This is a genomic window from Silvimonas sp. (genome assembly GCF_031291215.1).
Classification (GTDB): domain Bacteria; phylum Pseudomonadota; class Gammaproteobacteria; order Burkholderiales; family Chitinibacteraceae; genus Silvimonas; species Silvimonas soli.
Window position 1 is genome coordinate 183,021 of record NZ_JARLJK010000064.1, and the last position, 26,062, is coordinate 209,082.

Here is a 26,062-nt window from a genome sequence, read left to right on the forward strand (position 1 = left end):
TCAATCCCCTTCAATTGGGCAACAGTGTGGAGAGCGGCTTTTGCGACAGGAAGATGGATTCGACTTCGGCCTGACTGAGCGCCCGGTTCCACATGGCCAGATCACCAAACATTTCCTGGTACATCGGTGCGGTAGTGCATTTGCCAGCCGTATAGGGCGGAGTCATGCTGCATTTGTTCATCAGATAGCTGCCTGTACCATCTTCACCCACACCCCACTGCGCGAACGGCGACAACTTGGTCAGGTCTACCGAGCCGGTGGTCTTGCCCAGGATTTCAGTTTTGCCAAGTACCGGGTCCAGCGCATACATGCTCATCGTCTTGGCCACGCCGTCGACCGAGAGTGCGATGTAGACCCATTGCCCCACACTGATCTGGGTGTAGGGGCTGGTTGGGCCGTCAGCACGTACGCCGCCCGAACCGATATTGAAAGCGATGCCACATTGATTGGCGGTGCTGCTGGCGAACAAGCCAATCGCCACGCCGGCATTGCCGCCACTGACGTAGTTTTTGTTGGAAAACACCGGTACATCGTTTGTCGCGACACAAGACTGCACCTTGAACCAGAAGCCGATGGTGAATTGCGGCGTGGTCCCTTGTGAGACGTCGAACCCGGACGCTGGCGCCAGTTTGTAACCTTCCAGGCCATTACTATCAACAAAGTGGGTATCGATCAGGAGCCCATATGCGCTGCCTGGTGACCCTGAGACGACTGCCCCTGCCCCAGCAGGTAGATCGGCTGCATATGGCACCATGGTGCTGTGGCCCATTTTGTCGATTGGCGGCAAGGTGCTGCTGAATGGGTAGTAGACCGTAAGGCCATTGCTGAGGGTGGCCGCGAGCGGGACCGGCGGCACGAACGATACCCGCGACAGGGTCGAGCGCAGGGCAGCGCTCGATGTCGCACCGACCTGTACCGTGTAGTTCAGCAGATAGCTGCCCTGGGTCGTCAGTTCCTGCGCCAGTTGCGTATCGGTGTAATTGCTTGTCCCGGCGGGCAGGTTCGAGGCGATCACCACGCCGTCGCGCAGCACGTTGATCGTGCCGCTCGCCGGGGCGGTCCAGCTCAGGCCGACGTTCGCGCTGGTTGAGTTGTTGTTATTGACGGTGGCAACCAGTTGCGACACCGGCTGTGCGCCGAGCAGTTCTGCACCGTCCATAGCGTAACTGGCAGCGGTCTGCGGGATGTTCAGGTAAGCCAGCAGTGACGGCGATACGTCTGCCACGCTGGGTGCCACATACAGCTGGCTGAAGGTTGAGGGTGCCACCGAACCCGTGAAGCCAGCGGTGCGATTGGTGCTCTGGTTCAGGCCGATAAAGGTGGTGGACTCCGGCACCAGCGGCAAGCCATCAGCCTGGCTGTTGGCGCTCAGCCCATGATTGCCGGTGACCACGATCAACCACTGGCTATTTGACACCTTCACGGTTTCAGCCACCAGGGTGCCGACGGACTGATCCAGCTGCGTCAAGGTATTGGCGTACTGCGCTGCCCCTTGCCCGTAATTGACGGCGGCGTCTTGCGCCGCGTGGTACTGCGCAAAAATCAAGGCATAGCCATTGTCGATCATTTGCACGGCCTGGCCTGTTACGCAGTCAGAGGCCGTGGCGCTGGTGGAGCAATCGGCCAGGGTGTCCAGGTACCCGGCACTGTGGTCCATCGACAGCAATTGGGCGAGCCCGCTCGACGCCACAGCCACGCCATTCAGGCCGCTGCTCGCTGCCTTAGTCAACTGAAATACACTTTTGCTGTGGGGTGTCTGTTGAGGCGCATCGGATAGAACCTGGTGACGTACCGCCCATGCCCCGGTCAGCAGCGTGGCCCATCCCGGCGTGTCCAGTGTCGGTTGCTGACCGACGGTTCCGGTTATGCCACCGTTGTACGCAAGCTGTACCTTCAGCTTGGCAAGGTTCGGCAAGGTGCCAGCCGCAATACCCGCTTGCAAGGCGTTATATGTTGCCCCATCCAGATCAATAACCAGCGCGTGATTGATTGGGGTCCCGGTGGACTGATTGCTTGGCGAAACCGGTGAACTGCTGGTTTGCGTGTTGTCCGCTGTGGGCGTTGTCGCACCGTCTATGGGTGCTGCAGATGTCGCCTGGCCACCACCACAGGCCGTCAGCGTGACCGCCGTAGCCAGAAACAGTGCGAGCAGGCCGCCGAGACGACCCACGCTCAGCCGCGATCCGGATGTATTCACCTGCTCGAGATGGGGAATGACCACGGTGAAATCTTTGCCCACAGCAGATCGAAATCGGGGCAACAATCGGCTTTCCGTAAAAACGGAACCACATCGTTTTGCTCGCATGCTCATGCCTTTTTATTGGGATGGGTAAGTATGAGCAGAGGATAGGGAAGGCCCACTACGTCGAAATGACGGATTTACCAATCGATTCCGCTCTATACACCGATTTTTTCGTTTTTAAACTGGCACCATTGCAGACTGTTTTTGGGCGAAGAGCGTTGTGCGCATTGACCTGCCTGATGTCAGAGTCCAGTGAGACGACGGGTTTTGTCACACTGCGTCGGTATATTTAAAAATTCGATCACTTAGCGCGCTTGCAACCCATTTTCCAGGTGGATGGCCATGACCCTCACACAAATCCGAAGCTTTATCGCTGTGACACAACATGGTGGTTTCACCGCTGCGGCGCGGGCGCTTTCGATGAGTCAGACCACACTTACATCGCAAATCCAGACGCTGGAACAAGACCATGGCGTGGAGTTGTTCCATCGACGCGGTCGGCGCGTCGAGCTGACTGCCCTGGGCGTCGAGTTTTTACCGGTGGCACGGCGCATGGCGGGCTGCGAAGCAGATGCGATCTCGATGTTGCACGACAGTGGCACGCTCAAGGTCGGTGCAGTTGGCCCTTTTCATGTCACCGAAATGATCGAGGCCTATCACGGCATCCACCCACGAATGCATCTGTCGGTGAAGCTGGGCAATTCTGAAGAAATCCTGCGCAATCTCGATGAATACAGCTGTGACGTGGGCGTTGTTGCTCGCGCGTTCGAAGATGCACGCTACTTTACCCAGCCCTATGGGTCGTTTCCGGTCATTGCCTTCGTCGCGGCATCGCACGCTTTTGCCCGCCGTTCCAGCGTGACCCTGCAGGATCTGGCCACGCAGCCGCTACTCATGCGTGAGCCAGGTTCCACCACGCGCCGCGCGCTGGAAGATGCAATGGACGCTGCCAGGCTGAAGCCACGCGTGGTCATGGATATTGGGAGCCGGGAAGCTTTGCGCGAAGCGGTGGCACGGGGTCTGGGGGTCGGGACGGTCTCTCAAGCGGAGTACATCTCTGATGACAGGCTGCGGCCACTGCGAATTGAAGGCGAGCCCGTTGAGACGCACATCCATGTGTGCTGCCTTAGCGAACGACGTGATAGCCGGCTGGTCTCCTCATTTTTTACCGCCGTTGAACGTTGTCGCCGTCCTGGCAGGTAACTGAGGGCCTTGAACTTGGTGACAGCCAATATCCGCTTCGGCCGATACCACCCCCGCAGCCCATGCTCCGCGTGCGGCCAAAACAACCGGCGCGGCGCACAGCAATTCACGTCCCCTCTACGCTGGAGAACGGCCATTAACCGGCTATGAAAGCTCAGACAATTCAACCATCAACGCGCTCAATTCAGATGGGGTTGCCGCAACGTGGCCAGGAAGCGGAGAATCGCCCCGTACTTGAACGAACACCTCCTGAATTCGCCACGAGATACCGTACAGCCTGCGCTGCACACCCGTTTGATGATTCCCATGCGAGCTGGGCATAGCAGAAGGAGCAAGCGTTGAACCACATTCACCAATACCTTGCTGCCGGCGTCCTGGCCATGAGCAGCTTCCTGGCTAATGCCGCCGAGTTTGCCTGGATCAGCGTTCCGGCTGATGCCGATGGCCCGGCTTTGAAGGGCGCCATCTGGTATCCAAGTGCCACGCCACCGGCTGCACTGGAGCTTGGCCCTTTTACCATGAACGTGGCCAAAGACGCGCCGGTGCAGGGTGATCATTTACCGTTGGTGGTCATGTCGCACGGCACTGGTGGCAGTGCGCTGGGGCATCAGGACACTGCTATCGCACTGGCTGATGCCGGGTTTGTGGTCGCAGCCATCAACCACCCCGGCGATAACTACCAAGACCTGAGCCAGCAGATGCATGTCGCGCCATTTATTTCGCGACCACGTGACATATCGCGGCTGATCTCGTGGATGACCCATGGCTGGTCAGGTGCCAACCACGTCAATGAACAGGCCGTTGGCTTTTTCGGGTTTTCTCGCGGTGGCTACACCGGCTTGGTCAGTATCGGTGCGGTGCCAGACCTGACGCTGGGTGAAGCGTTCTGCGTGCACCAGCCTGATTTGCCATTCTGCACTGAAATTAAAGGCCCGCTACCCTCAATGCCACCGGCTGATACCCGCATCAAGGTGGCGGTAATTGCCGATCCGCTGTCGGTGTTCAGTAAAGAGGGGCTGGCAAAAATCAGCGTGCCCGTGCAGTTGTGGGCCTCTGAATATGGCGGCGATGGAGTTACGCCGGAAAGCGTGGCGGCCATCCGCAAAGGCTTGCCCCATGCGCCGGAGTTTTACAGCGTGGCAGGATCAGGCCACTTCAGCTTTCTGAGCCCATGCCCGGCGCAAATGACCGCCTCTGTGCCGAGGCTGTGCACCGACCGGCCGGGCTTTGATCGCGTAGCATTTCACCAGCGCTTCAATACCCAGGTCACAGCGTTTTTCCGGGCACATCTGGCCGGACCCCCAACGCGTTGATGCCTGAGGCCGGTCGGAAAAAATGGAAGCCCACGGACCCGCGTGCTGGCAACGGTAGCCCAAAATTTACAAGGCGGGCCGACGAGCCACGCAAAGGAATAAATGCATGCATAAGCGTCTGCGCGGCTTTGGGCTTGCCAGCACGATCATCATTCTTGGCGCCTGCACGGGTACGCCCGTGACGCCGCATGTTGCCGCCAGCGCCGTGCCCACGCCCTCCTTGGCAAAAGCCTGGCAGGGCCAAGTGCTGATCGGCGCGGCGGTGGATGAGAAGAACATCCAAAGTCAGGGAACGCTCATTGCCGACCAGTTCAGTAGCGTGGTGGCAGAAAACGCCATGAAACCCATGGCGACCGAACCACGTGAAGGCGAATTTCATTTTGAAGCCGCCGATGCCATCGTCCGCTTTGCCCAGAGCCATAATATGGCCATCCGCGGCCACACGTTGCTCTGGCACCTGCACACACCAGACTGGATGTGGCAGGGCAAAAATGGCCAGCCCGCAGATCGTGATCTGGTGCTGGCGCGTCTGAAACGGCACATCGACGCCGAAGTAGGACACTACAAAGGTCAGGTGTATGCCTGGGATGTCGTCAACGAGGTCATCGACGAAAAACAGCCCGACTGCCTGCGCAACGATAAATGGCATCAAGTGGTGGGCCTGGACTACGTGGATTACGCCTTTCGCTATGCCCACGCCGCCGATCCCGCCGCGCGCCTGTTCATCAACGAATACTCCACCACTGAAACGGCCAAACAACGCTGCCTGCTGCGTGTGATACAAGGCTTGCAAGAACGTGGCGTGCCTGTAAACGGCATTGGCCACCAGATGCACATCTCTGTGTTCTACCCGCGTGTAGAAGACATTGACCAGACCCTGACCGCCTTCGCCCGCCTTGGTCTGGAAAACCAGATCACGGAAATCGACATGAGCCTGTACAAGTGGAAAGACAACCACCTGTACGACACCCGCGACAACCTGCTAGCGCTGCAAGCACGGCGCTATGGCGACATCATGCGCATGATCCACAACCACCCGGACGTGACCGCCGCAACCTGGTGGGGCGTGACCGATGCCGGCACCTGGCTCAACCAGGACGCCCCGGCGGACCACAATGACCAGCCACTGTTGTTTGACGCGCAAGGTCAACCCAAAGGCGCGTTCTGGGCGGTGTTCAAAGCGGCGCGGCGGTAGGGCTCATGACCGGTCGCTTGGCGCAATCGCCAGTTGTAGTGCCAGGCGATGGCGACAGATTGCTTTGCATCGCACTCCAGACATTTAGCCCCAGCGACTAGATGGGCACTTTGGCCGAAATCCATCCAATCCAGTGGATTGGGCCGATAGTCTGCAGTTGGTCGAGCGTGACAACTTCAACGATTGCCAACCCTGAAAGATACGGGCCACCTCACATGAGCCATTACCACGTCGCACTAACTCACTACTTCCGGAATAACAGGCCCTGAATCTACAGTGCGCATGCTCACTCATTCAGGAATGCTTAATCAGCAGCTACGAAATACCCACTGGGGAGAGAAGCTGAGCATCAGCTTCTCCAGGATTCGAAGTGCAACCCCATCAGCACTCACCCTAATCCGTAATAGCCCTACCGCAACCTGCATAAAATTATCGACCGGAACAGCGTGATGTGCAGGTTCTAGCAATTCACTGACCAGTTTTAACAGCAAACATGATCACTTTTGCGAGAGTCTGCGAACTCTCTATCGTCGCCGTTTGGAACACCGTCGGGACACACCGCGTAGTGTAAAACTGCGATTTATTGCGGAGAAGGGGAAAAAACGAGGGACGTAAAAAAGCCCGCAAAGCCTTTATCAACGGGGCTTTGCGGGCTTTTGAATCACTTGCGTGATTCAGTGTCTGGTGCCCGAGGTCGGAATCGAACCGACACTCCTTTCGGAACCGGATTTTGAGTCCGGCGCGTCTACCAGTTCCACCACTCGGGCAGGAGGGGCGGATTATCAACCAGAGTGCGAAAACTGGCAAGTGCTTATTACGATTCCGTGTCGATTTCTTCGTCGTTCTGGTTATCGGCCTTGAGCGATAGCGCGCGCTCGTACAGGGCATTGCGGGGAGCACCGGTAATTTGCTGCGCCAGCGCGACGGCTTGTTTGAGCGGCAATTCGGCCATCAATGGACGCAACACGTGGTCGTGCGCATTGGCTTCATCTGGCTCGGCCGGTGGAGCGGCGTCGATCACGATGACGAACTCACCACGTTGCTGGTTGGCGTCGGCCGTGGCCCAAGCCAGCAGTTCACCCAGTGGAGCGCGGCGCAAGGTTTCAAAGGTTTTGGTCAGTTCGCGCGCGACCAGTGCGATGCGGTCTTGTCCAAAGCCGTTGGCCAGATCGTTCAGCGTATCCAGAATGCGGTGTGGCGCTTCATAAAATACAGTGGCATAAGGCAAGCCCGCCAGCGGTGCAATCGCATCCTGACGTTGCCGGGATTTAGGCGGCAGAAAACCGTAAAACAAAGTGTGCGGGCACATGAAACCGGCGCCGCTCAGGGCCGTGGTTAAAGCACTGGCGCCCGGTACTGGCACCACTTTGAAACCTGCCGCGTGTACGGCCGCTACCAGCTGCGCACCGGGGTCAGAAATGGCTGGCGTTCCGGCATCAGAAACCTGGGCGACGGTTTCTCCGGCGGCCAAGCGGGCGACCAGTTTCTCCGACATAGCGCGTTCGTTGTGCTCACGCAAACTGATCATTGGTGTGGTGATGCCAAAATGCTTGAGCATTTGACCGGTAACGCGGGTGTCTTCTGCGGCAATGACACTGACGGAACGCAGAATCGTCTGCGCTCGGGGCGTCAAATCCTGTAGATTTCCGATGGGCGTAGCCACCACATATAATGAAGACTTACTGACAGCAAAAGGCTCTATATGCACGCTCGGGTTCTCCCTGCGGTAATGCGCGGTGTAGCGGCCGTACTATACGGTGTGGCCTTGCTGTCGACCAGCGCGGCGCATGCAGAGCCCGTTGTTCGCACCCAGATTGCTTCGAGCCCGGCGCAGCTTGCTGCCAGTGCAACTGCCGATGCCTCGCAGCCAGCGGATGAAACCGCTTCTGCTCCAGCCGCCACTCACAAGGGCGGCAATTTTATAGCGGTAATCCTGCCCGCCAAAGCCAAAGCCTGGAAACCCGCCGTTGAGGCGATCAAGAGCGGCTTGTTTGCCGCCGAATCAGCCTTGTCGGACGGAGACCAACCACCCTTACGCATCTTTGATACCACCGACGCGGACGACGATATCCTGGCGCAATTCAACCGGGCCATTAGCCTGGGTGCAGCAGCGGTGATAGGGCCGCTGACCAAAAGCGCTGTTAACAATATCGGCGATAATGGCCATTTTGATATTCCGGTTCTGGCGCTGAATAGTTTTGATAGTAATACCCTGCACCGCCCCGGCTTTTACAGTTTTAGCCTGTCGGTGGAATCCGAAGCGGCCCAGGTCGCACAACAAATGCGGGATGACAGCTTTACCCACCCCGTCATCGTTACAGTCGATGGTGCGCTGGCGCAACGCATGACCCAAGGGTTTACTGATGGCTGGCGCAGTGCCAATCAAACCATTGTCCCCATTCTGAAAACTACGGGCAAAGATTACGCGCAGCTCAAAGCCCAACTGGATATCGACGGCGCAGACGCGGTGTTTCTGGCCATGGATGCGCGCCAGGCTCGCAAGATCAGACCATTTATCGGCACTACGCGTGCTATCTATGCCACCAGCCAGATCAATATCGGCAAACAACCCGCCACAGCGCTGCTGGACTTGGCTGGTATCCATTTCCTGGACATGCCGTGGATTACCCAACCCAATACGCCAGAATACAAAATCTATGAACACGCACGCTCGCCTTCAAATGACCTGGAGCGCTTGTTCGCCATGGGCGTCGATGCCTGGAAAATAACCGCGGCCTTGCTCGATACGCCGCCAGACCAACTGGGTATTACCGATGGTTTGACGGGCAGCTTGCACGTTGATGCGACCGGCACCATACAGCGCTCGCTGGTGCCACAAGTGCTGACAGTGCAGATTCCCAATGCCGAAGCCCCCGGCTATACCGAGGCCCCCGCCTCTGTTCCGTCCACGGAACAATGAACCGCACCGGAGAAAACGCCGAAGCCCGCGCCGCTGATTATCTGGGCGCAAACGGGCTGGTCATCATCGAGCGCAACTGGCATTGCCGCTTTGGTGAGATCGACCTGATTGCGCACGACGGCGAAACACTGGTATTTGTGGAAGTTCGTCAACGTAGCAACCGGCGCTTTGGGGGTGCGGCGTTCAGCATCACCCCGGCCAAACGCGCCAGATTGCTTGCCACTTCGGCCCTTTATCTGGCCCAATTGCACCCCCAGCCACCGTGCCGCTTTGATGCAATCTGCATTGAAGGATCGGCGCTGACGTGGTTGAAGAACTGTATTGATGCCACTGAAGATTATTCAGCGAGCTACTAAGGAATTTGAATGGATTTGATGCAACGCGTGCGCCAGCACTTCGACGACAACATTACTGCCGCTGAGCTAACGCGGGAAATCCTGTCGCCGCAGATTGCGCAAGCAGCCGAGCGCTTGATGCAGACGCTCATCGCCGATGGCAAGATTCTGACCTGTGGTAACGGTGGTTCGGCGGCCGATGCCCAACATTTTGCCTCGGAAATGGTCGGCCGCTTTGAGCGCGAACGTCCTGGCTTAAGCGCCATTGCGTTGTCTACCGATACCTCCGCAATGACCGCCATCGCTAACGCCTATGACTTTGACATGGTATTTTCCCGCCAGGTGCATGCTGTGGGCCGGGCAGGCGACGTACTGCTGGCGATTTCGGCTTCGGGGAACTCCGCCAACGTCATCTCTGCCATACACGCAGCACATGATCGGCAAATGAGCGTGATCGCGCTGACAGGACGGGACGGCGGGCAAGTAGCCGACATCCTCTCCGGTGATGACACCTTGCTGTGCGTGCCGGTCGAACGCACGGCGCGAATCAAAGAAATGCATGTCACCATCATTCATGCGGTGTGTGACGCTATCGATTACTTGTTGTTAGGGGGCGAATAAAACATGACCAGATTGATCAACAAAAAGCATCTGGCCGTTATCGGCGCAGCCGTATTGCTGGGCCTGCAAGGATGTGTGCCATTGGTGTTTGTGGGCGGGGCTGCCGTGGGCGTCCTGGTCGGCACTGATCCGCGTCCGGCCGAAACCATGAAGGGCGATCTGGATCTCGGGGGCAAAATCAGCGCCACCATTATTGATACCTGGAAAGATCAGGCGCACGTTAACGTGAACACGTTCAACAGCAATATCCTGTTGACTGGCGAAGTCCCGGATGAAGCCGCCCGCGCCCGTGTACAACAGATTGCGCAAAGCCAGACTGGCGTGCGTCACGTTTACAACGAGACGGTGGTTGCCCCGCTTTCTTCGACCACAGACCGCCTGAATGACACCCAACTGACCACGCGCGTTAAAGCGTCGATCATCGGTCAGGGCGGCGATACCAGTGGTTTCCACTTGATGGTAGTGACCGAGCGCAAAGTGGTTTACCTGATGGGCATCGCCAAACCTGATGTGGCCAATCAGTCCGCACAGGCCGCTAGCTTGGTCTCTGGTGTGGAACAGGTCGTGAAGCTGGTGGAATTCCAGCCACAAGGCCCGGCGGATCGCGCTAACTAAGCGCGGGGCTGGCCTCTGGAACAAACAAAAAGGCGCGAAGATTCGCGCCTTTTTGTTTGTCTGCGCCCTGCGAGTTCACGACTACAACAGCGGCGCCAGGTCCTTCTGTATCTGTTTGGCCAATAGTGGTTGTCCAGCAGCAGTGGGGTGCAGTTGATCAGCCTGGAACATCTCCGGATGCATCACCACCGGAGCCAGCAAGAACGGAGTCAGACCGGTCCGATATTTTTTTGCCAGCGTTGAATACATATTGGCGAACTGTTGGGTGTAATCCGGGCCAAAGTTGGGTGGCAGTTGCATGCCCACCAGATGCACTTTCGCGCCAGAGGCTTGCGCCAGCTCAATCATCCGGGCAAGGTTGTGCTGCGCAACATCCAGCGGCAAACCACGCAAGCCATCGTTGGCGCCCAGCTCCAGCACCACCAGTTTGGGCTGATGCGCTTTGAGCGCCGCTGGAAAACGCGTCAATCCGCCCGCTGTGGTTTCACCGGACACACTGGCATTGACGACGCGATATTGTTTGCTGGTACCGGCCAGATCGCGCTGCAGCAAGCTGGGCCACGCCTGGTCTGCCGCAAGGCCATAGCCCGCTGATAGACTATCGCCAAATACCAGAATGACTGGCGCCGGTGCCACGGCGTAAACCGCCTGACTCAAGAACAGGATCAAAGCAGCAACAATGAACGATATACGCAACGGACTTTCTCCTGACATGCTGACTGTGACCAAACTGGGTAAACGGGTTACTGCCGGTGATGAAACCATCGACATTCTGCACGAGATCTCGTTCACGCTCACGGCGGGTGCCAGTCTGGCCATCGTCGGAGCGTCTGGTTCCGGTAAATCGACATTACTGTCTTTACTGGCTGGACTGGACACCCCCAGTCACGGCGAAGTGCTGCTGGCTGGCCAGTCATTAACCCAACTGGATGAGGATGGCCGTGCCCGCATGCGGGGTCAACATGCAGGATTTGTATTCCAGTCCTTCCAGCTGTTACCCGAATTATCTGCACTGGAAAACGTCATGCTGCCGCTGGAGCTGCTTGGTAAAAAAACCAGCACCGACGAAATGCGCCAGACTGCCCAGAGCTGGCTGGATCGCGTCGGCTTGGGCAAGCGGCTGGCTCACACGCCACGTACCTTGTCTGGTGGCGAGCAACAACGGGTCGCGCTGGCACGGGCCTTTGTCACGGGTCCGGATATCCTGTTTGCTGACGAACCCACGGGCAGCCTGGATAGCCACACCGGCGAACACGTGGCCGAGTTGTTGTTTGAACTGAATCGCGAAACCAATACCACGCTGGTGCTAGTCACTCACGACGAAACCCTGGCCGCCCGTTGTGGCTCCCGTTTGCGGCTGGAAGCGGGCCGCATGATCGACTGGGTTAACGCATGATCCGGCTGACCTTGCGGCGCTTCTGGCGTGGTCTGGCAGCGGGCGACTATCGCACTTTGCTGGCGGCGTTGATTGTCACCATTGCGGCGCTCACTGCCGTGGGACTACTCACCGGGCGCATCGGCGGCTTGCTGAACGCCCAAGCCAATAATTTGCTGGCGGCCGATGCAATTCTCTCTACCGATCACCCGATTTCTGCCGAGCACGAACAAAGCGCGCATCAGGCACGGTTGCGCACCGCCAACAGCGCGGCGTTCCCCAGCATGGTCAGCTTTAATGGCAAAACCCATCTGGCCGCGATCAAGGCGGTCAGCGCTGGGTATCCCTTGCGCGGGACTGTGACCTTGCTGGATGGCAAATCCATCAAACCGGCAGTGGGTATACCGGCCAGCGGCCAGGCCTGGATCGATCCGAGACTGGCGGCATTGTTGGGTTTGCGACCAGGTTCGGAATTCCAGGTGGGTCGCAGCACCTTGCAGGTTGCCGCTTTACTGGATAAAGAACCCGACGCAGCACTGGATTTCTCCAGTCTGCAACCGCGCTTGATCATGAACGCTGCGGACCTGCCAGCAACCGGCCTGATCGGCTTTGGCAGCCGGGTGCGCTATCGCCTGCTGGTGGCCGGGGCAGATGCCGACGTTGCGCTCTGGAAGACCAATACCCGCGAGCATCTGCAGCGCGGCGAGCGGCTGGAAGACGTACGCAATACCCGGCCTGAAGTCAAAGTGACACTCGAACGCGCAGAAGACTTCTTGCGTCTGGTGACCTTACTCGCCGCCGCACTGGCCGCCGCTGCCGTGTTGCTGGCAGCCCGCCGCCATGCACTACGCCAGACCGATGCGGTAGCGCTGTTTGTGGCGCTAGGTGCATCGCGACGCCGAATTGCACTGATGCTTTGGACAGAACTGATCATCCTTTGGCTAGCGGCGGTACTGGTAGGTGGCGCTCTGGGCTGGGGCTCGCAAGCCGGGCTGGGCTGGTTGGTACGTGACCACTTGCCCGCGCCATTGCCGCCTGGTGATTGGTGGCACTGGCTTATCGCCTCGTTACTGGGCGGCATTTTGTTGCTCGGGACTGCTGGCCCGGCGCTGTTGCAACTGGCCCGTACACCACCATTGCGCGTGCTGCGGCACGACAGCACTGCGCCACCCGCATTGTGGGCAAGCTGGCTGCTGGCGGGCATCTGCGCCATCGCCCTGCTGTTCTGGCTCGGCGGCAATCTCAAACTCACGCTGATCGTGCTGGGTGCAATGGCAGCGGCGTTGATCGCTGCGGCGATTCTGGGTTGGGGTTGCCTGGCGCTGTTGGGGCGCTTTAGCCGTGGCTTTGCGGCGCGAATCGCCCTGCGCCAGCTGCTACGGCGCCGCTGGTTGTCTATGGCGCAAATGGCTGCACTGGCGATGGGGCTGTTGGGAGTCTGGTTGCTCACCGTGGTTGAAAACGATTTGTTGAGCAGTTGGCAAAGCCGGATTCCGGAGCAAGCGCCCAATCAATTCGCCATCAACATCCAGCCCAACCAGTCGATGCAGTTTATGCATGCTCTGAATGCGGGCGGAATTGCCGATGTGCATCTGCAACCGATGATACGCGGGCGCTGGACTACCCAGAACGGCCATCCGGTGCAGCCAACCCAAATGTCGGAAGATCGGGCCCGCCAACTGGCCGAGCGCGAATTCAATTTATCCTGGGGCGACACGCTGCGTGAAGATAACCGACTGGTGAGTGGCGTCCCTCTGCGTGAATCCGAACCCGGTTTTTCAGTTGAGGCCGGGCTGGCAGAAACGCTCAAGATCAAGCTTGGCGATCAGCTGACCTTCGATGTGGCCGGCACCCCCATCACGGCCAAGGTGATCAACCTGCGCAAGGTGGATTGGGATTCGTTCAAGGTTAATTTCTTTGTCACCGGCACGCGGGCGCTGTTCCGCAACCTGCCCGCCAGCCTGATCACCAGCTTCTATCTACCGGCCAATAACGCCACGCTCATACGGCAGTTGGTCAATGCCTTCCCGAACGTGACGATCATTGATGTGGGCGAAGTGCTGGCGGAAGTGCGGCGGGTGCTAGGGCTGGCAACCAGCGCCTTGAGCATGGTGTTCATGTTCTGCCTGGTGGCCGCAGTGGTCGTATTGATAGCCGCGCTGGAAACCACCGCGCCTGAACGCCAACGCGAGGTGGCCATTTTGCGGGCGCTCGGTGCGCAGCGACAGCATATTGCGGCAATTCAGCGCTGGGAGGGTCTGGCGATTGGCGCGGTTGCGGGATTGGTAGCGGGGGTGGGAGCCAGTGCTGCGGGCTGGTTGTTGGGCCAGCAGGTGTTGAACCTGCCAGTCACCTTCAATTTCTGGCTGCCACTGGCAAGCTTGATCAGCGGCGTGCTGCTGGCCAGCGTGGTCACCGCATGGGAGCGACGTCGGCTTAGCCGGGTTACTGCGCTTGAATTGCTGCGTGATCCGGCCTAGACGGCTCGACCTGATTACTGGCGTTGACTCGGACACACAAGAGACTGTTTAGCCTGCAGCGCCAGGCTAATCAGGCAAATCCCGCGATCACGTCGAGGAAGTCCGTGCCGTATTTTTCCAGCTTGCGGTCACCCACGCCGGATATCCGCGCCAGTTCGTAGCGATCGGCCGGGCGCAGCCGTACCATCTCTTTGAGCGTGGCGTCACCAAAGATCACGTAGGCTGGCACATTCTGTTCGTCGGCCAGTTCTTTGCGCCGCCGCCGCAATGCGGCCCACAAATGCTTGTCTTCAGGCTCGGTAAACTCGACATCACGATCACGCACGCGAAATTTCTCGGTGCGGGCGCGCAAATACAAGGGCGTCTCGCCCCGTAAAATGGGTCTGGCTGCGTCGCCCAAGGCCAGACCACCGTGCCCGTCCCCGCTCACCTGCAAGGCGCCAGCGGCCAGTAGCTGGCGGTAAATGGCACGCCAAGTGGGCTCATCGACATCTTTGCCAATACCGAAGGTGCTGATGCTGTCGTGTGACCAGCTTTTGACTTTGTCGTTGGTCTTGCCGCGCAGCACATCGACCAGATGGCCAACGCCAAAACGGTTGCCAGTCCGGAATACACAGGACAACGCCTTGCGCGCAGCTTCGCTCATGTCATTGAGTTGTGGCGGATTCAAGCAGTTATCGCAGTTACCACAGGGTTCAGTGCGTTCGCCAAAATAGCTCAACAAAGCCTGACGACGACAGCCGGTGGCTTCGCACAACCCGAGCATGGCATCGAGCTTGCGCCGTTCCACCTGCTTCTGCGCGTCGCCGCTGTTCCCCTGCTCGATCATTTCGGCCAGCATCACCACTTCGTTCAAGCCATAGGCCATCCATGCGGTTGCGGGCAAACCGTCACGGCCAGCACGACCGGTTTCCTGATAGTAGTTTTCGATGGATTTAGGCAAATCCAGATGCGCCACAAAGCGCACATCAGGCTTGTCGATGCCCATGCCAAAGGCAATCGTCGCCACCATCACAATGCCTTCTTCCCGCAAAAACAGCTGCTGGTGCTTGGCGCGGGTAGAGGCATCCAGACCAGCATGGTACGGGAGCGCCTTGATTTCGCGCTCACGCAGCCACGTCGCAGTTTCTTCTACGCGCTTGCGTGACAGGCAATAAACAATGCCCGCGTCACCTTCATGCTCGCGCCGCAGCATGGTAAGCAACTGATCACGAGCATTTTTCTTTTCAACAATGGTGTAGGTGATGTTCGGGCGGTCAAAACTGGTGACGAACTGGCGCGCGTTCTGCAACGCCAGTCGGTTGACGATTTCTTCACGGGTGGCGTGGTCTGCCGTGGCCGTCAGGGCGATGCGCGGCACACCAGGAAATTGCTCTGCCAGCACCGACAAACCCAGATATTCCGGGCGGAAGTCATGGCCCCATTGCGACACGCAATGCGCTTCATCAATGGCAAACAATGAGATTTGCGCACGTTGCAGCAAGGCCATGAACGACGGCGTCACCAGCCGCTCTGGCGCGGCATACAACAATTTGAGGTCGCCATTGGCAAAGGCTTGCGCGACTTCGCGTGATTCGTCCTGACTCAAGGTGGAGTTCAGAAACGCTGCCGCAACACCCAGTTCCTTGAGGGCGTCGACTTGATCCTGCATCAGCGCGATCAGCGGTGACACCACAATCGCGCAGCCAGGCAGCGCTAGCGCCGGAATCTGATAACACAAAGATTTGCCGCCGCCGGTGGGCATGAGGACCAGCGCATCACCGCCGCCCACAACTTGCTGGACGATATCAGCCTGCATGCCGCGAAATTCGCGGTAACCAAAGACATGATGCAGGATTTCGAGGGGAGCTGGACGGGCGGACATGGGCGCTAACTGCAGGAAAGAAGCGATTGTACCGCACCCGGCCAGCGCGCCGCTGAATCATGGACAAACTGCCAGCGCCACCCTGCCCTTGCGCCTGAATGCTCAGGCAAGGTGTTGGTGCAGATGCAATACCGAGAGAATCGACTCATCGAAGAATTCGCCACGCTCATCCAGCTGTTGCAGTTGGGTTTCGAGTTTCTCTAGCGTGGTATGGCCAGCGGCAAAGCGGTCGCGGACTTTTTTCATGGTCTGGATACGCGCGATGATTTGCGCGCGGCGGGCTTCAATTTGCTTGCGTTCGCGTCGAAAAGCGCCCAATGACAGGTTGAGCCAGAGAATCAGCCCAAACGCCACCCACCACCATTCCAGAAACAAGGCCGCAATGGCGATGATGATAAGAAACAGATACCAGATCTGGTCGCCCTGCTCAAAATCGGAGAACCACACCGACGGCGCCGGCCAGCGAAAAGACAAGGATTCGCGGATATATGCATCGTCAACCGCATCCTTTTTCTTGCGCGCCAGAGCCATGTCGATGGCTACGGTAATGAACCATTGAGAAACCAGCCGGCAATGCAGCCACGGTGTTTGCAGATAAGACTGGATACGGTCGTTGAATTCTTGCTGGAAGGCCGCCGAAGCCAGCGGTGGTACCGCGTCGTTGAACGGCTGCCCTTGCACGTGCTGTACCAGCAACGGAAAACCTGCGATGTCAGTCAGGGTACGGCGCCGCGATTCCAGCGTTTGCTCGCTGACGGTGGCCGCCGGGTGATTGAGCTTGATGTAGTGCTGCAACAACGTTTCCAGCTGACTGAAGTCGGGTTGTTTGCCAGGCTGTTTAGCCAGTAGCTGCCGGATTTTACTCACTTCGGCGCGCACGGCTTGCGCTATCGGTTCGGCCTCGGGCACCCATGGGTGGCGCAGCAAGGATTCAGCCTTGAACAAGCTGTCGTCGTAATGCCGCTCAAAGGCATCAAAGAACCGCTTGAACTCTTCTTCGTCATGCAGCTTGTTGCCGCTGCTCAACGGGGCTGTGGGCGGCGCGCGCCGGAGATCCACCAACACGCGCGTGACCATGGATTCCAGTTCCGGCGCAACGCCGGCAGTGGCAAACAATGGGTCCAGTTCATGCTTGCGGCTGCGCCACTCTTCCAGCGCTCTCCAGACACTCCAGTCGCTCATCGTGCTTGTGTCTCCCCAAGGTGGATGCGTTGCATCCACCGGCCTGCGCCTGATCCCGGCTGGGGATCGGCGCTGGCATTATCATTTTTCTGTAAAACGGTATTGATCAATTTAACCAGCAACCGGGCATATCAGTCGATACGGCAAGCTTCGTCGAAATCCAGACGTGGATTGCGCGGGTGCAGGTAAGTATCGTCGCCATAACCCAGATTGATCAGGAAGTTGGATTTCCAGGTTGTGCCAGCCAGGAAAGCGGCATCGACTGCGGCATTGTCAAAACCGGACATCGGGCCGCAATCCAGACCCAACGCACGGGCTGCGGTGATCAGGTAGCCGCCTTGCAGACTGCCATTGCGAAAAGCCCCGCCTTGAATCATGGCGTCGTTGCCAACAAACCAGCTGCGGGCATCGGCTTGCGGGAACAGCTTTGGCAGTTTTTCGTAGAATTCCATGTCGTGCGCCACGATCACGGTCACGGGCGCAGCCATGGTTTTATCCACGTTACCGGGTGCCAGTGTGGGCTTGAGCTTTGCTTTGGCTTCCTGCGACTTCACAAATACAAAGCGCGCTGGGGAAGAGTTGGCCGACGTGGGTGCGTAACGCAACAGCTCATACAAGCGCTTGAGCGTTTCATCGGTCACCGGGGTGTCTTTCCAGTGGCTATGGGTACGCGCTTCAACAAACAGTTGATCAAGCACGGCAGCATCAAGAATTGGCTTCATACGCATTTCTCCAACGGACATGGCGGATAAACAGTCATACAGGAGAGATCACCCATCCCGGGCGGCCTCACGATTATTTTTTCTTGCGCGAACCGGCCGTTTTGTCAGACGGGCGCTTGCGTAACCGGGCTTCGATGGCGTCGCACAGCGTCTGCAACACGGCAATTCGCGCATGATACTTGTTATTGGCACCGATCAGGTGCCACGGTGCAAATGGGGTGCTGGTGCGCTCGACCATATCGCTGGCAGCCTCGATGTACTGGCTCCACTTCTCGCGATTGCGCCAATCGTCATCGGTGATTTTGAAGCGCTTGTACTCAACCCGCTCGCGCTCCTGAAAGCGCTTTAGCTGCTCATCCGGATCAATCGCCAGCCAGAATTTCACCACAATGACATTGGCCGCATCCAGTTGCATTTCAAAGTCGTTGATTTCGTTGTATGCGCGCATCCATTCGGCCTGGCTGGCAAAACCTTCAATGCGCTCAACCAGCACCCGGCCGTACCAGGTACGGTCAAAGATACTGAAGCGACCATGAGCCGGCACATGGCGCCAGAAGCGCCATAAATACGGCTGCGCCTTTTCTTCGTCGGTAGGTGCTGCAATGGGCGTCACCCGGTACTGCCGTACATCCAGTGCCTCGGTGATACGGCGAATGCTGCCGCCTTTGCCGGCCGCATCCATGCCCTCGAATGCCACGGCGACCGCCAGCTTGCGAAACCCGGGCTCGCGGCACAGACGGTTCAAGCGGCCTTGCAATACTTCCAGTTGTTCAAGATAAGCGGGTTTGTCGAGTTCGTGATTGAGTTCGAGTGTGTCGAGCAAACGCACACCATCCACCGGTGGCAGCAAAGGCGGCGCATCGATCCGGCTTTCGCCTGCATTGCCGCGGGCCAGATGATGCTCCAGCGCCTCCTGCAATTGGCGTCCCACCGACAGCGCACGGAAGTTGTCATTGGAGCCCTCGACAACGCGCCATGGGGCATCGGCCAGATTGGTCGCCATCAACAGCTTGCGGGCCATATCCACGTTTTGCTGGTAGTGCTTCAGGTAAGCGTGGTCTTCATCGTTAACTCGCCACGCGGTGCGTGGATTACCGGCAAGCGTTTGCATCCGCGCTTTGAGCCCTGCATGCGGCAGATGCAGCCAGAACTTGAGCAACAAGGTGCCCTCGCCAGCCAGCATCCTTTCAAACCGTACCAGCCGCTCCGCTTCGCGCTCGAGCAAGGCCTGATCTTTTTGGTGCTCTCCCGCCCAGATCGGTCCGGTATACCAGCCACCAAACAGAATGGCGATCTGGCCTTTGGGCGGCAAAGTCCGCCAAAAGCGATACATTTCCGGACGAGCAGCTTCTTCATCCGTGTGCGCACCAAAGTCGTGAGTGGAGATATGACGCGGGTCCATCCACTCCATCAACTGATTGGCCATTTCGCCCTTGCCCGCAGTCGGCACGCCACTCAGCAAAATCACCACCGAGCGGTCTGCCCGCTCATGCAACTGATACTGCAAGTCCAGCAAAGCCTCGCGCAACTTGGGCTCTTCTTCTTTGTAAACGGCTTTGCTGATTTTGTGCCCGAGCTCTGCGGCTTCAAACATGATGTTTTCCTGTTACCGGCAAAACCCCATTATGGCGCGACAAAGCAAAAAAAAAGGAAGTCCGAAGACTTCCTTTTTTGATCAGGCTGCAGTGTGCAGCGTGCTTGATGTTCAGGCAGAGAACGAAGAACCGCAACCGCAAGTCGACGTCGCGTTCGGATTCTTGATAGTGAACTGCGAGCCCTCAAGGCTTTCCACGTAATCAATCTCGGCACCAACCAGATATTGGTAGCTCATTGGATCAACCAGCAGAGTCACGCCACTTTTTTCCACTGCGGTGTCATCTTCATTGACGATTTCGTCAAAGGTGAACCCGTACTGGAAGCCCGAACAACCGCCACCGGTCACAAATACGCGCAGCTTCAGACCGGGATTACCTTCTTCCTCGATCAGCTCGCGCACTTTGCCAGCTGCGGAATCGGTAAAAATGAACGGGCTTGGCATTTCGGCTACCGCATTCATGGGATGCTCCTGCAAATAGTTGACTAATATAGTGGGATTATCCGCCCGGCACGCCGTACGGTCAATCCATCTTGCCGCAGCGCATCACCGTCAATACGATGCCACGCTCACACTTCAGCAAAGGCTTTGCTCTTTTCCTTGCCTGGCTCTGGCGTAACCACGCGAGCGCCAGCCATTGGAATCAACCGGCCTTCAATCACCGCGCCCGGATGCATTTCCAGGGTTTTGTAGGTGAGATCGCCAATCACGCGGGCTTTGGGTTGCAATTCAACAAATTGCGAGACCTCAATCGGCCCTACCACTTCGCCATTCAGTACAAGATGGCTGCACCGGACGCTACCTTCAACCTTTGCTTTTTCCGAGACGACGAGCGTGCCATTTTTTTCATCGGCCGCCACCACACTGCCGCGAACAGTACCATCAATGCGCATGCCACCGGCAAACGCGACGTCGCCACTCACGGAACTACCCTGGCCAATCAGGCTATCAATCCGCTGACTACCTTTTTTGTTCTTGAACATCACGTTGCTCCCGGTTTTTTCTGACATTGCGCCAATGTGGTCTTGGCATCCTTGACTCCCAGCGTGGCCACAAACGCCTCTGGCTTGGCCCCTGCTGGTAACGTCACATCCCCTTCAAGGCGCTGGTAGTGCTTCACCCGCACCGCTTGCTCTGGAAATTCGATACGAACGGTTTTGTTACCTGGTTTGTTGAGCACCACGATATTGAGTACGCCATCAAACTCAGGCGCTCGATCAACACCTTGCACGACAGTCAACCGGTAGTGCCATAGGTTGTTGCCCCCGGCTTCAAACTCGCAGGAGGCAAAACTGACTGTGTGCGTCCGATCATTTGCGGTCAACAATGTTTCAAAAAAGGCCAGCCGCTCATGACTGCTCGCCAGATCCTGTTGTGCGTTGGCCAGATCGCTGGCCAATGCGGCGCGTGCGGCTTCCGCAATCTGCAGTTGCTGCCCTTTCTCGGCCAGCTGCGCGTTGGCTTGGGCCAGCGCACTGGCATTGGCCACCACCGCTTTGGCCGCATTACCCAAGCGCACGCGCTCTTGCTCCTGACCCGAGTGATAGCCCCACCAGACTCCAGCCACGACTGCCAGCACCAGCGCGCCAATCAGCGCGGTCAGTTGCAGTAGCCGACCCGGCAAACCCAGCGCCGGGCGCACGGACAATGGCGCGGCAGTAAGCCGCGCCCTTTGCAGACGGTAAAGCCGTCGCATGGTCGCCACTTATGGCAACAACGGAACGATGTCCAGACCCTGACGCTCGGGCAAGCCGAACATCAGGTTCATGACTTGCACCGCCTGGCCGGATGCGCCTTTAACCAGATTGTCTTCCACCACCAGAATCACCAGCAAATCACCATTGCCCGGACGATGGACCGCGATACGCGCGATATTGGAGCCGCGCACCGAACGTGTTTCCGGCGTTGCGCCTGCGGGCAGCACGTCCACAAACGGCTCGTCGGCAAAACACTCTTCAAACAGTTTCTGGAAATCGGTATCGCGCGCTTCAGGCAGGATGCGGGCATAAAGCGTGGAATGAATGCCACGGATCATCGGCACCAGATGCGGCACAAAGGTCAGATTGACCGGCGCACCATGAATGGCAGTCAGGCCCTGGATCATTTCCGGCTGATGGCGATGACCCTTCACGCCATAGGCTTTGAAATTGTCGCCCGCTTCGGCCAGCAGTGTACCGACTTCAGCCTTGCGGCCAGCACCGGAAACACCGGATTTGCAATCGGCGATCAGGGTCTGGGTGTCGATCAGTTTTTTGCCGCCTTTGAGCAAAGGCATGTAACCCAGTTGCACCGATGTCGGATAACAACCGGCCATGCCAATGATGCGGGCTTGTTTGATGGCTTCACGGTTAACCTCTGGCAAGCCGTAGACGGCTTCGGCCAGCAGATCAGTACAGCTGTGTTCCATGGCGTACCATTTCTGGAACTCGGCCGCGTCTTTCAGACGAAAATCTGCCGCCAGGTCGATCACCTTTACGCCGGCATCGACCAGTTCGCGGGCTTGCGCCATGGCTACACCGTGCGGCGTGGCAAAGAACACCACGTCGCACTGTTTCAAATCGGACTCTTCCGGCGAAGAGAAGGCGATATCCACCGAGCCACGCAGGCTGGGGAACATATCAGCGACCGGCATACCGGCTTCTTTGCGGGAAGTGACTGCTTTAAGCTCGATGCCACCATGACGGGAAAGCAGGCGCAGCAACTCCACTCCGGTGTACCCGGTGCCGCCAACAATACCAACCTTGATCATGTTGCTTCTCCTTCAGCTAAAAAGTCAGACCAGCGATTCTAGCAGACTAAATCGCTTACCTTACTGTCATATCGGACGACCAGCCGGACGCAAATCCGCCTGATCGGGCCGCTCGTCCGTATCCGTGTTCAGGGCAATAACACAGAGCGCGTGGACTCGCGAGTGACGCAAACCGCACCAGAAATGAAAAAAACCGCCACGAAGGCGGTTTTTCTTGAACGCAGAGCGCTCGAAGCGGATTAACGCTTGGAGAACTGCTTGCGACGACGTGCTTTGCGGAAGCCGACTTTCTTACGTTCGACTTCACGAGCATCACGAGTCACCAGACCGGCTGCCTTCAGAGCTGGCTTGAGGTCAGCATTGAAGTCGATCAGGGCACGGGTGATACCGTGACGCAGTGCACCGGCCTGGCCAGTCTCACCACCACCAACCACGTTAACCAGGATGTCGAATGCTTCCAGGTTTTCAGTGATTTGCAACGGCTGACGAACAACCATGCGGCCAGTTTCGCGAGCGAAGTATTGGTCCAGCGGCTTGCCGTTGACCACGATGTTGCCAGTACCCTTAGCCAGGAACACACGAGCAACTGCGCTCTTGCGGCGGCCGGTACCGTAATAGTATTTACCTACCATGGTCGATCCTTAGATATCCAGAACTTTCGGCAATTGCGCGGTATGCGGATGTTCAGTACCTGCATACACCTTCATCTTTTTGAGCATAGCGTAGCCAAGGGGACCCTTAGGCAGCATGCCCTTCACTGCGGTCTCGAGCACACGGCCCGGGAACTTGTTTTGCAGTTCGGTGAAGGTACGTTCGTAGATACCGCCCGGAAAGCCGGAATGGCGATAGTAGATTTTAGAGGTGGCCTTGTCACCGGTAACGCGCAGCTTATCTGCGTTAACCACTACGATGTAGTCGCCCGTATCAACGTGCGGGGTGTATTCGGCTTTGTGCTTGCCACGCAAACGCTTGGCGATTTCAGCCGCGAGACGACCCAGCACTTTGTCAGTGGCGTCAACGACGTACCACTCGCGCTTTACCTCGTGCGGCTTGGCAGAATAAGTTTTCATAACTGCTCGTGTCCACAATTTCGATTTGGAGAAAGTCGCGGATTTTAGCCCCGTATTCAAGGCGCTGTCAAACCTATTCGGGTTAGCGGACAAGAATTATATCGGGTAGCAGTAAAAAAAACGCAATCCAGGGAGTGGATTGCGCAGAATTCCACCAAAGAAGGAGGATGGAGGAGACAACATCAAGGCAGGCCCCGACGTTGCAATTGCAGTATATGACAAACAAATACGGCATTTCAAGCATTTTTGTTGCAGTGCGGCAATACGCCAGGCGGCGCCCTTGCTGGCAAGCGCAGGCTTGGGCGCGCTACAATCCAGCCCGAACCTACCTACCTTGGAATCTGCGATGAAAGCACGTTTGAAATGGGTTGAAGCGGTCAGCTTCCTGGCCGAATCCGGCTCCGGTCATGCCGTTCTGATGGACGGCGCCCCGGAAGGCGGCGGTCGCAACCTGGGTCCGCGCCCCATGGAATTGGTATTAATGGGCACCGTTGGCTGCACCACGTATGACGTTATCCATATTCTGAAGAAGAGTCGCGCCGATGTGCGCGATTGCATAGTTGAAGTGGATGCCGACCGCGCGGATGAAGATCCGAAAGTCTTTACTCGGATTCACTTTCACTTTGTGGTGACTGGCAAAGCACTCAAGCCGGAAGTGGTGGAACGGGCGATCAAGCTGTCTGCAGAAAAATATTGCTCGGCGTCGATCATGCTGGGCAAAACAGCGGATATCACGCACGACTTTGAGATTCGTGAAGCTGACTGACCCCCACGTGTTGATCGCCGTCCGGCGCAGGTCGGCAATAGCCAAAAGAAAAGCCACGATCAAGTCGTGGCTTTTTCCATTTTTTTATACGTTATAAATAGCTTCACTACCGGCAGCCGCATTCAGGCTGTCGCATCTTCCGTGCCAATCGCAAAATCCACTGCCGCCTGTGCATGCAATGCCGTGGTATCGAAAACCGGCAAAACCGAGTCTTGCTGCCCGATCAACAGTGTGATTTCAGTACACCCCAGAATCACCGCCTGAGCGCCACGCGCAGCCAGATCGCCAATCACGTTCTGGTAAATGCGCTGCGAATCCGGGTTGATCACGCCATGACACAACTCATCATAAATAATGCGATGCACCTGCTGGCGATCAAGCTCGTCGGGAATCACCGTCTGCAGCCCATACTTTTCACGCAGTCGCCCAGCGTAAAAGGCGTGCTCCGTGGTGTAGCGAGTTCCCAGCAAGCCAACGCGCTCGACTCCCGCCACTCGCAATGCCCGCCCGGTGGGATCGGCAATATGGATAAAGGGTACGTTAATGGCTTGCACAATCGGTTCGTAAACCCGGTGCATGGTGTTGGTGGCAAGAATCACCAGTTCAGCACCACCGCGCTGCAATTGCGCCGCCGCAGCGGCCAATTGCTCGCCCAAGCCTTCCCAGTCTCCGGCACGCTGGCTCGCCTCAATGGCAGCGAAGTCCAGCGTCAGCATCAGGCTGGGTGCGTTGTGATGTCCACCCAGCTTTTCCTTGGCGTAGCGGTTTAACAACCGGTAGTACTCCGCCGAAGATTCCCAGCTCATCCCACCAATTACGCCGATGGTTTTCATTGTTGCTCCGTGCAGTTCAGGCTGAAATCAACCTGCCTGCCATTCAGGGCACCAGGTCGGGCACACATGCCGCATTCGGCATTTCGGCTTTGGCTGCAGTTACCGCAGCCTTCCGCCGCGGCAGATAGATCAAGGCGTACGGCAGGCCAATCAGCAGGGCGCCGCCCACCAGATTACCCAATGTTGCCGGGATCAGATTGGCAAAGACAAACTGGCTGACGCTGATATCGGCGCCGGCCATCATCGCTGCAGGAATAATAAACAGGTTGGCGATACTGTGCTCCATACCCAGGGTGACAAAGGCCATCACCGGGAACCAGATGCCCAACATGCGACCCAATGTGTCTTTGGCCGAATAACCCTGCATCGAAGCGACACACACCAGCAAGTTGGCCAACATACCCTTGGTGAAGGTCATCCAGAACGGATGCGACACTTTGCCGTTAGCAATGGTAATCAAGTATTGAGTTGCGGCGTCTGTGGTCAGCAAATGGGTTTCCAGGCCGAACACCCAGGCAGCGGCAATTGCGCCAACTGCATTACCCGCAAATGAGATTGCCCAGAAACGGCTCAGCAAACGCCAGTCGATCTCGCGTCGCCACCAGGACACAAAACCGCCGGCACAATTGGAAGTGAACAAATCAGCGCCGGTCAGTGTCACCGCAATAAAGCCCAACGGGAACACTGCACCAAACAGAAGCTTGACCAGCCCCGGGTTGCTGGCTGCCAGCCCAGTCGAACCTCCGGCTACTTCCATTGCCAGCAACGTACCCAGGCCAATAAACATGCCGCCGAGCACGGCCATCAATCCAAGGCGCCACGTGGGAGTGGTTGCCTTCTCCGCACCGTGGTGCGACATGTATTCAACTATTTCGGCTGGGGTGCGTATTTGCGACATTGGGGCGCCTGCAAGGTCAGATTGGTATGACATGCAGTTATACGCGGCCACTTTACCCGGCTGCTGTGAACAATTTCCGGTTATG

The 26,062-nt window shown here is 57.6% G+C and carries 25 protein-coding genes and 1 tRNA gene; 10 read left to right on the plus strand and 16 right to left on the minus strand.

Annotation, left to right across the window (positions count from 1 at the left end; all coding sequences use genetic code 11):
* Positions 1-10: 10 nt before the first annotated feature.
* The gene (locus P4L78_RS07015; RefSeq protein WP_309327393.1) at positions 11-2,221 is read right to left on the minus strand and encodes a hypothetical protein; all 2,211 of its coding nucleotides are present in this window, start codon (positions 2,219-2,221) and stop codon (positions 11-13) included.
* A gap of 363 nt (positions 2,222-2,584) precedes the next feature.
* Here P4L78_RS07015 and P4L78_RS07020 point away from each other — a divergent pair, with 363 nt between their 5' ends.
* The 3 genes from P4L78_RS07020 (at position 2,585) to P4L78_RS07030 (ending at position 5,953) form a co-directional block, all read left to right on the plus strand.
* Positions 2,585-3,445, plus strand: a complete 861-nt coding sequence (locus P4L78_RS07020) for a LysR substrate-binding domain-containing protein (RefSeq protein ID WP_309327394.1) — start codon at positions 2,585-2,587, stop codon at positions 3,443-3,445.
* A 338-nt stretch (positions 3,446-3,783) separates the two neighbouring features.
* The gene (locus P4L78_RS07025) at positions 3,784-4,758 is read left to right on the plus strand and encodes a dienelactone hydrolase (protein ID WP_309327395.1); all 975 of its coding nucleotides are present in this window, start codon (positions 3,784-3,786) and stop codon (positions 4,756-4,758) included.
* A gap of 106 nt (positions 4,759-4,864) precedes the next feature.
* Complete coding sequence (locus P4L78_RS07030) at positions 4,865-5,953, plus strand: endo-1,4-beta-xylanase (RefSeq protein ID WP_309327396.1); 1,089 nt, start codon at positions 4,865-4,867, stop codon at positions 5,951-5,953.
* Between the two features lie 682 nt (positions 5,954-6,635).
* On the opposite strand, the gene P4L78_RS07035 is transcribed toward P4L78_RS07030, so the two are convergent.
* Together P4L78_RS07035 and rsmI are read right to left on the minus strand one after the other, a co-directional pair.
* Positions 6,636-6,720, minus strand: a tRNA-Leu gene (locus P4L78_RS07035).
* A 47-nt stretch (positions 6,721-6,767) separates the two neighbouring features.
* Positions 6,768-7,661: a 16S rRNA (cytidine(1402)-2'-O)-methyltransferase gene (gene rsmI, locus P4L78_RS07040; RefSeq protein WP_390901569.1), complete on the minus strand. Its 894-nt coding sequence runs from the start codon at positions 7,659-7,661 to the stop codon at positions 6,768-6,770.
* On the opposite strand from rsmI, the gene P4L78_RS07045 reads away from it, so the two are divergent.
* The 4 genes from P4L78_RS07045 to P4L78_RS07060 are packed head-to-tail and all read left to right on the plus strand — an operon-like array spanning position 7,656 to position 10,444.
* Complete coding sequence (locus P4L78_RS07045) at positions 7,656-8,873, plus strand: penicillin-binding protein activator (protein WP_309327397.1); 1,218 nt, start codon at positions 7,656-7,658, stop codon at positions 8,871-8,873. The genes rsmI and P4L78_RS07045 overlap by 6 nt on opposite strands.
* Positions 8,870-9,229, plus strand: a complete 360-nt coding sequence (locus P4L78_RS07050; protein WP_283150592.1) for a YraN family protein — start codon at positions 8,870-8,872, stop codon at positions 9,227-9,229. The genes P4L78_RS07045 and P4L78_RS07050 overlap by 4 nt, the downstream gene beginning before the upstream one ends.
* Positions 9,230-9,238: 9 nt before the next feature.
* Positions 9,239-9,829: a phosphoheptose isomerase gene (locus tag P4L78_RS07055; RefSeq protein ID WP_283150593.1), complete on the plus strand. Its 591-nt coding sequence runs from the start codon at positions 9,239-9,241 to the stop codon at positions 9,827-9,829.
* A 3-nt stretch (positions 9,830-9,832) separates the two neighbouring features.
* Positions 9,833-10,444: a BON domain-containing protein gene (locus P4L78_RS07060; protein WP_283150594.1), complete on the plus strand. Its 612-nt coding sequence runs from the start codon at positions 9,833-9,835 to the stop codon at positions 10,442-10,444.
* A gap of 81 nt (positions 10,445-10,525) precedes the next feature.
* On the opposite strand, the gene P4L78_RS07065 is transcribed toward P4L78_RS07060, so the two are convergent.
* On the minus strand, positions 10,526-11,140 hold the full coding sequence (locus tag P4L78_RS07065; protein WP_283150595.1) for an arylesterase: 615 nt from the start codon (positions 11,138-11,140) through the stop codon (positions 10,526-10,528).
* On the opposite strand from P4L78_RS07065, the gene P4L78_RS07070 reads away from it, so the two are divergent.
* Both P4L78_RS07070 and P4L78_RS07075 read left to right on the plus strand, forming a co-directional pair.
* Positions 11,124-11,840, plus strand: a complete 717-nt coding sequence (locus P4L78_RS07070) for an ABC transporter ATP-binding protein (protein ID WP_283150596.1) — start codon at positions 11,124-11,126, stop codon at positions 11,838-11,840. The genes P4L78_RS07065 and P4L78_RS07070 overlap by 17 nt on opposite strands.
* The gene (locus tag P4L78_RS07075; RefSeq protein WP_309327398.1) at positions 11,837-14,299 is read left to right on the plus strand and encodes an FtsX-like permease family protein; all 2,463 of its coding nucleotides are present in this window, start codon (positions 11,837-11,839) and stop codon (positions 14,297-14,299) included. The genes P4L78_RS07070 and P4L78_RS07075 overlap by 4 nt, the downstream gene beginning before the upstream one ends.
* Before the next feature lie 70 nt (positions 14,300-14,369).
* On the opposite strand, the gene recQ is transcribed toward P4L78_RS07075, so the two are convergent.
* The 10 genes from recQ to rplM all read right to left on the minus strand — a co-directional run bounded on the left by recQ (position 14,370) and on the right by rplM (position 23,480).
* Positions 14,370-16,163: a DNA helicase RecQ gene (gene recQ, locus P4L78_RS07080; protein WP_283150598.1), complete on the minus strand. Its 1,794-nt coding sequence runs from the start codon at positions 16,161-16,163 to the stop codon at positions 14,370-14,372.
* A gap of 102 nt (positions 16,164-16,265) precedes the next feature.
* Positions 16,266-17,345, minus strand: coding sequence for a hypothetical protein (locus P4L78_RS07085; RefSeq protein ID WP_283150599.1), 1,080 nt, complete (start codon positions 17,343-17,345; stop codon positions 16,266-16,268).
* 131 nt (positions 17,346-17,476) lie between these two features.
* Complete coding sequence (locus P4L78_RS07090) at positions 17,477-18,067, minus strand: malonic semialdehyde reductase (protein WP_309327399.1); 591 nt, start codon at positions 18,065-18,067, stop codon at positions 17,477-17,479.
* Positions 18,068-18,140: 73 nt separating this feature from the next.
* Positions 18,141-19,661, minus strand: coding sequence for a polyphosphate:AMP phosphotransferase (gene pap, locus P4L78_RS07095; RefSeq protein WP_309327400.1), 1,521 nt, complete (start codon positions 19,659-19,661; stop codon positions 18,141-18,143).
* A gap of 111 nt (positions 19,662-19,772) precedes the next feature.
* Positions 19,773-20,123: an iron-sulfur cluster insertion protein ErpA gene (gene erpA, locus P4L78_RS07100; protein ID WP_283150602.1), complete on the minus strand. Its 351-nt coding sequence runs from the start codon at positions 20,121-20,123 to the stop codon at positions 19,773-19,775.
* A gap of 107 nt (positions 20,124-20,230) precedes the next feature.
* Positions 20,231-20,644: a polymer-forming cytoskeletal protein gene (locus P4L78_RS07105; protein ID WP_283150603.1), complete on the minus strand. Its 414-nt coding sequence runs from the start codon at positions 20,642-20,644 to the stop codon at positions 20,231-20,233.
* Positions 20,644-21,357 (minus strand): DUF6776 family protein, encoded by a 714-nt coding sequence (locus P4L78_RS07110; protein WP_309327401.1) that lies wholly within the window; start codon positions 21,355-21,357, stop codon positions 20,644-20,646. The genes P4L78_RS07105 and P4L78_RS07110 overlap by 1 nt, the downstream gene beginning before the upstream one ends.
* A gap of 9 nt (positions 21,358-21,366) precedes the next feature.
* Positions 21,367-22,410 carry an N-acetyl-gamma-glutamyl-phosphate reductase gene (gene argC / locus P4L78_RS07115; RefSeq protein ID WP_283150605.1) on the minus strand — a complete coding sequence of 348 codons (1,044 nt, stop codon included), beginning with the start codon at positions 22,408-22,410 and terminating at the stop codon, positions 21,367-21,369.
* 239 nt (positions 22,411-22,649) lie between these two features.
* A complete protein-coding gene (gene rpsI / locus P4L78_RS07120) occupies positions 22,650-23,042 on the minus strand; it encodes a 30S ribosomal protein S9 (protein ID WP_309327402.1) in 393 nt (130 codons plus the stop codon).
* Between the two features lie 9 nt (positions 23,043-23,051).
* Positions 23,052-23,480 (minus strand): 50S ribosomal protein L13, encoded by a 429-nt coding sequence (gene rplM, locus P4L78_RS07125; RefSeq protein WP_283150607.1) that lies wholly within the window; start codon positions 23,478-23,480, stop codon positions 23,052-23,054.
* Between the two features lie 346 nt (positions 23,481-23,826).
* On the opposite strand from rplM, the gene P4L78_RS07130 reads away from it, so the two are divergent.
* On the plus strand, positions 23,827-24,246 hold the full coding sequence (locus tag P4L78_RS07130; RefSeq protein ID WP_309327485.1) for an OsmC family protein: 420 nt from the start codon (positions 23,827-23,829) through the stop codon (positions 24,244-24,246).
* A gap of 122 nt (positions 24,247-24,368) precedes the next feature.
* On the opposite strand, the gene P4L78_RS07135 is transcribed toward P4L78_RS07130, so the two are convergent.
* Positions 24,369-25,079 (minus strand): aspartate/glutamate racemase family protein, encoded by a 711-nt coding sequence (locus P4L78_RS07135; RefSeq protein ID WP_309327403.1) that lies wholly within the window; start codon positions 25,077-25,079, stop codon positions 24,369-24,371.
* A 43-nt stretch (positions 25,080-25,122) separates the two neighbouring features.
* A complete protein-coding gene (locus P4L78_RS07140) occupies positions 25,123-25,977 on the minus strand; it encodes a formate/nitrite transporter family protein (RefSeq protein ID WP_309327404.1) in 855 nt (284 codons plus the stop codon).
* Between the last annotated feature and the right edge of the window lie 85 nt (positions 25,978-26,062).

Coding starts and splice junctions, on each gene's coding strand:
- P4L78_RS07020 (WP_309327394.1), top strand. CDS start 2,585: ATGACCCTCACACAAATCCGAAGCTTTATCGCTGTGACACAACATGGT.
- P4L78_RS07030 (WP_309327396.1), top strand. CDS start 4,865: ATGCATAAGCGTCTGCGCGGCTTTGGGCTTGCCAGCACGATCATCATT.
- P4L78_RS07045 (WP_309327397.1), top strand. CDS start 7,656: ATGCACGCTCGGGTTCTCCCTGCGGTAATGCGCGGTGTAGCGGCCGTA.
- P4L78_RS07050 (WP_283150592.1), top strand. CDS start 8,870: ATGAACCGCACCGGAGAAAACGCCGAAGCCCGCGCCGCTGATTATCTG.
- P4L78_RS07055 (WP_283150593.1), top strand. CDS start 9,239: ATGGATTTGATGCAACGCGTGCGCCAGCACTTCGACGACAACATTACT.
- P4L78_RS07060 (WP_283150594.1), top strand. CDS start 9,833: ATGACCAGATTGATCAACAAAAAGCATCTGGCCGTTATCGGCGCAGCC.
- P4L78_RS07070 (WP_283150596.1), top strand. CDS start 11,124: ATGAACGATATACGCAACGGACTTTCTCCTGACATGCTGACTGTGACC.
- P4L78_RS07075 (WP_309327398.1), top strand. CDS start 11,837: ATGATCCGGCTGACCTTGCGGCGCTTCTGGCGTGGTCTGGCAGCGGGC.
- recQ (WP_283150598.1), bottom strand. CDS start 16,163: ATGTCCGCCCGTCCAGCTCCCCTCGAAATCCTGCATCATGTCTTTGGT.
- P4L78_RS07085 (WP_283150599.1), bottom strand. CDS start 17,345: ATGAGCGACTGGAGTGTCTGGAGAGCGCTGGAAGAGTGGCGCAGCCGC.
- P4L78_RS07090 (WP_309327399.1), bottom strand. CDS start 18,067: ATGAAGCCAATTCTTGATGCTGCCGTGCTTGATCAACTGTTTGTTGAA.
- pap (WP_309327400.1), bottom strand. CDS start 19,661: ATGTTTGAAGCCGCAGAGCTCGGGCACAAAATCAGCAAAGCCGTTTAC.
- erpA (WP_283150602.1), bottom strand. CDS start 20,123: ATGAATGCGGTAGCCGAAATGCCAAGCCCGTTCATTTTTACCGATTCC.
- P4L78_RS07105 (WP_283150603.1), bottom strand. CDS start 20,644: ATGTTCAAGAACAAAAAAGGTAGTCAGCGGATTGATAGCCTGATTGGC.
- P4L78_RS07110 (WP_309327401.1), bottom strand. CDS start 21,357: ATGCGACGGCTTTACCGTCTGCAAAGGGCGCGGCTTACTGCCGCGCCA.
- argC (WP_283150605.1), bottom strand. CDS start 22,410: ATGATCAAGGTTGGTATTGTTGGCGGCACCGGGTACACCGGAGTGGAG.
- rpsI (WP_309327402.1), bottom strand. CDS start 23,042: ATGGTAGGTAAATACTATTACGGTACCGGCCGCCGCAAGAGCGCAGTT.
- rplM (WP_283150607.1), bottom strand. CDS start 23,480: ATGAAAACTTATTCTGCCAAGCCGCACGAGGTAAAGCGCGAGTGGTAC.
- P4L78_RS07130 (WP_309327485.1), top strand. CDS start 23,827: ATGAAAGCACGTTTGAAATGGGTTGAAGCGGTCAGCTTCCTGGCCGAA.
- P4L78_RS07135 (WP_309327403.1), bottom strand. CDS start 25,079: ATGAAAACCATCGGCGTAATTGGTGGGATGAGCTGGGAATCTTCGGCG.
- P4L78_RS07140 (WP_309327404.1), bottom strand. CDS start 25,977: ATGTCGCAAATACGCACCCCAGCCGAAATAGTTGAATACATGTCGCAC.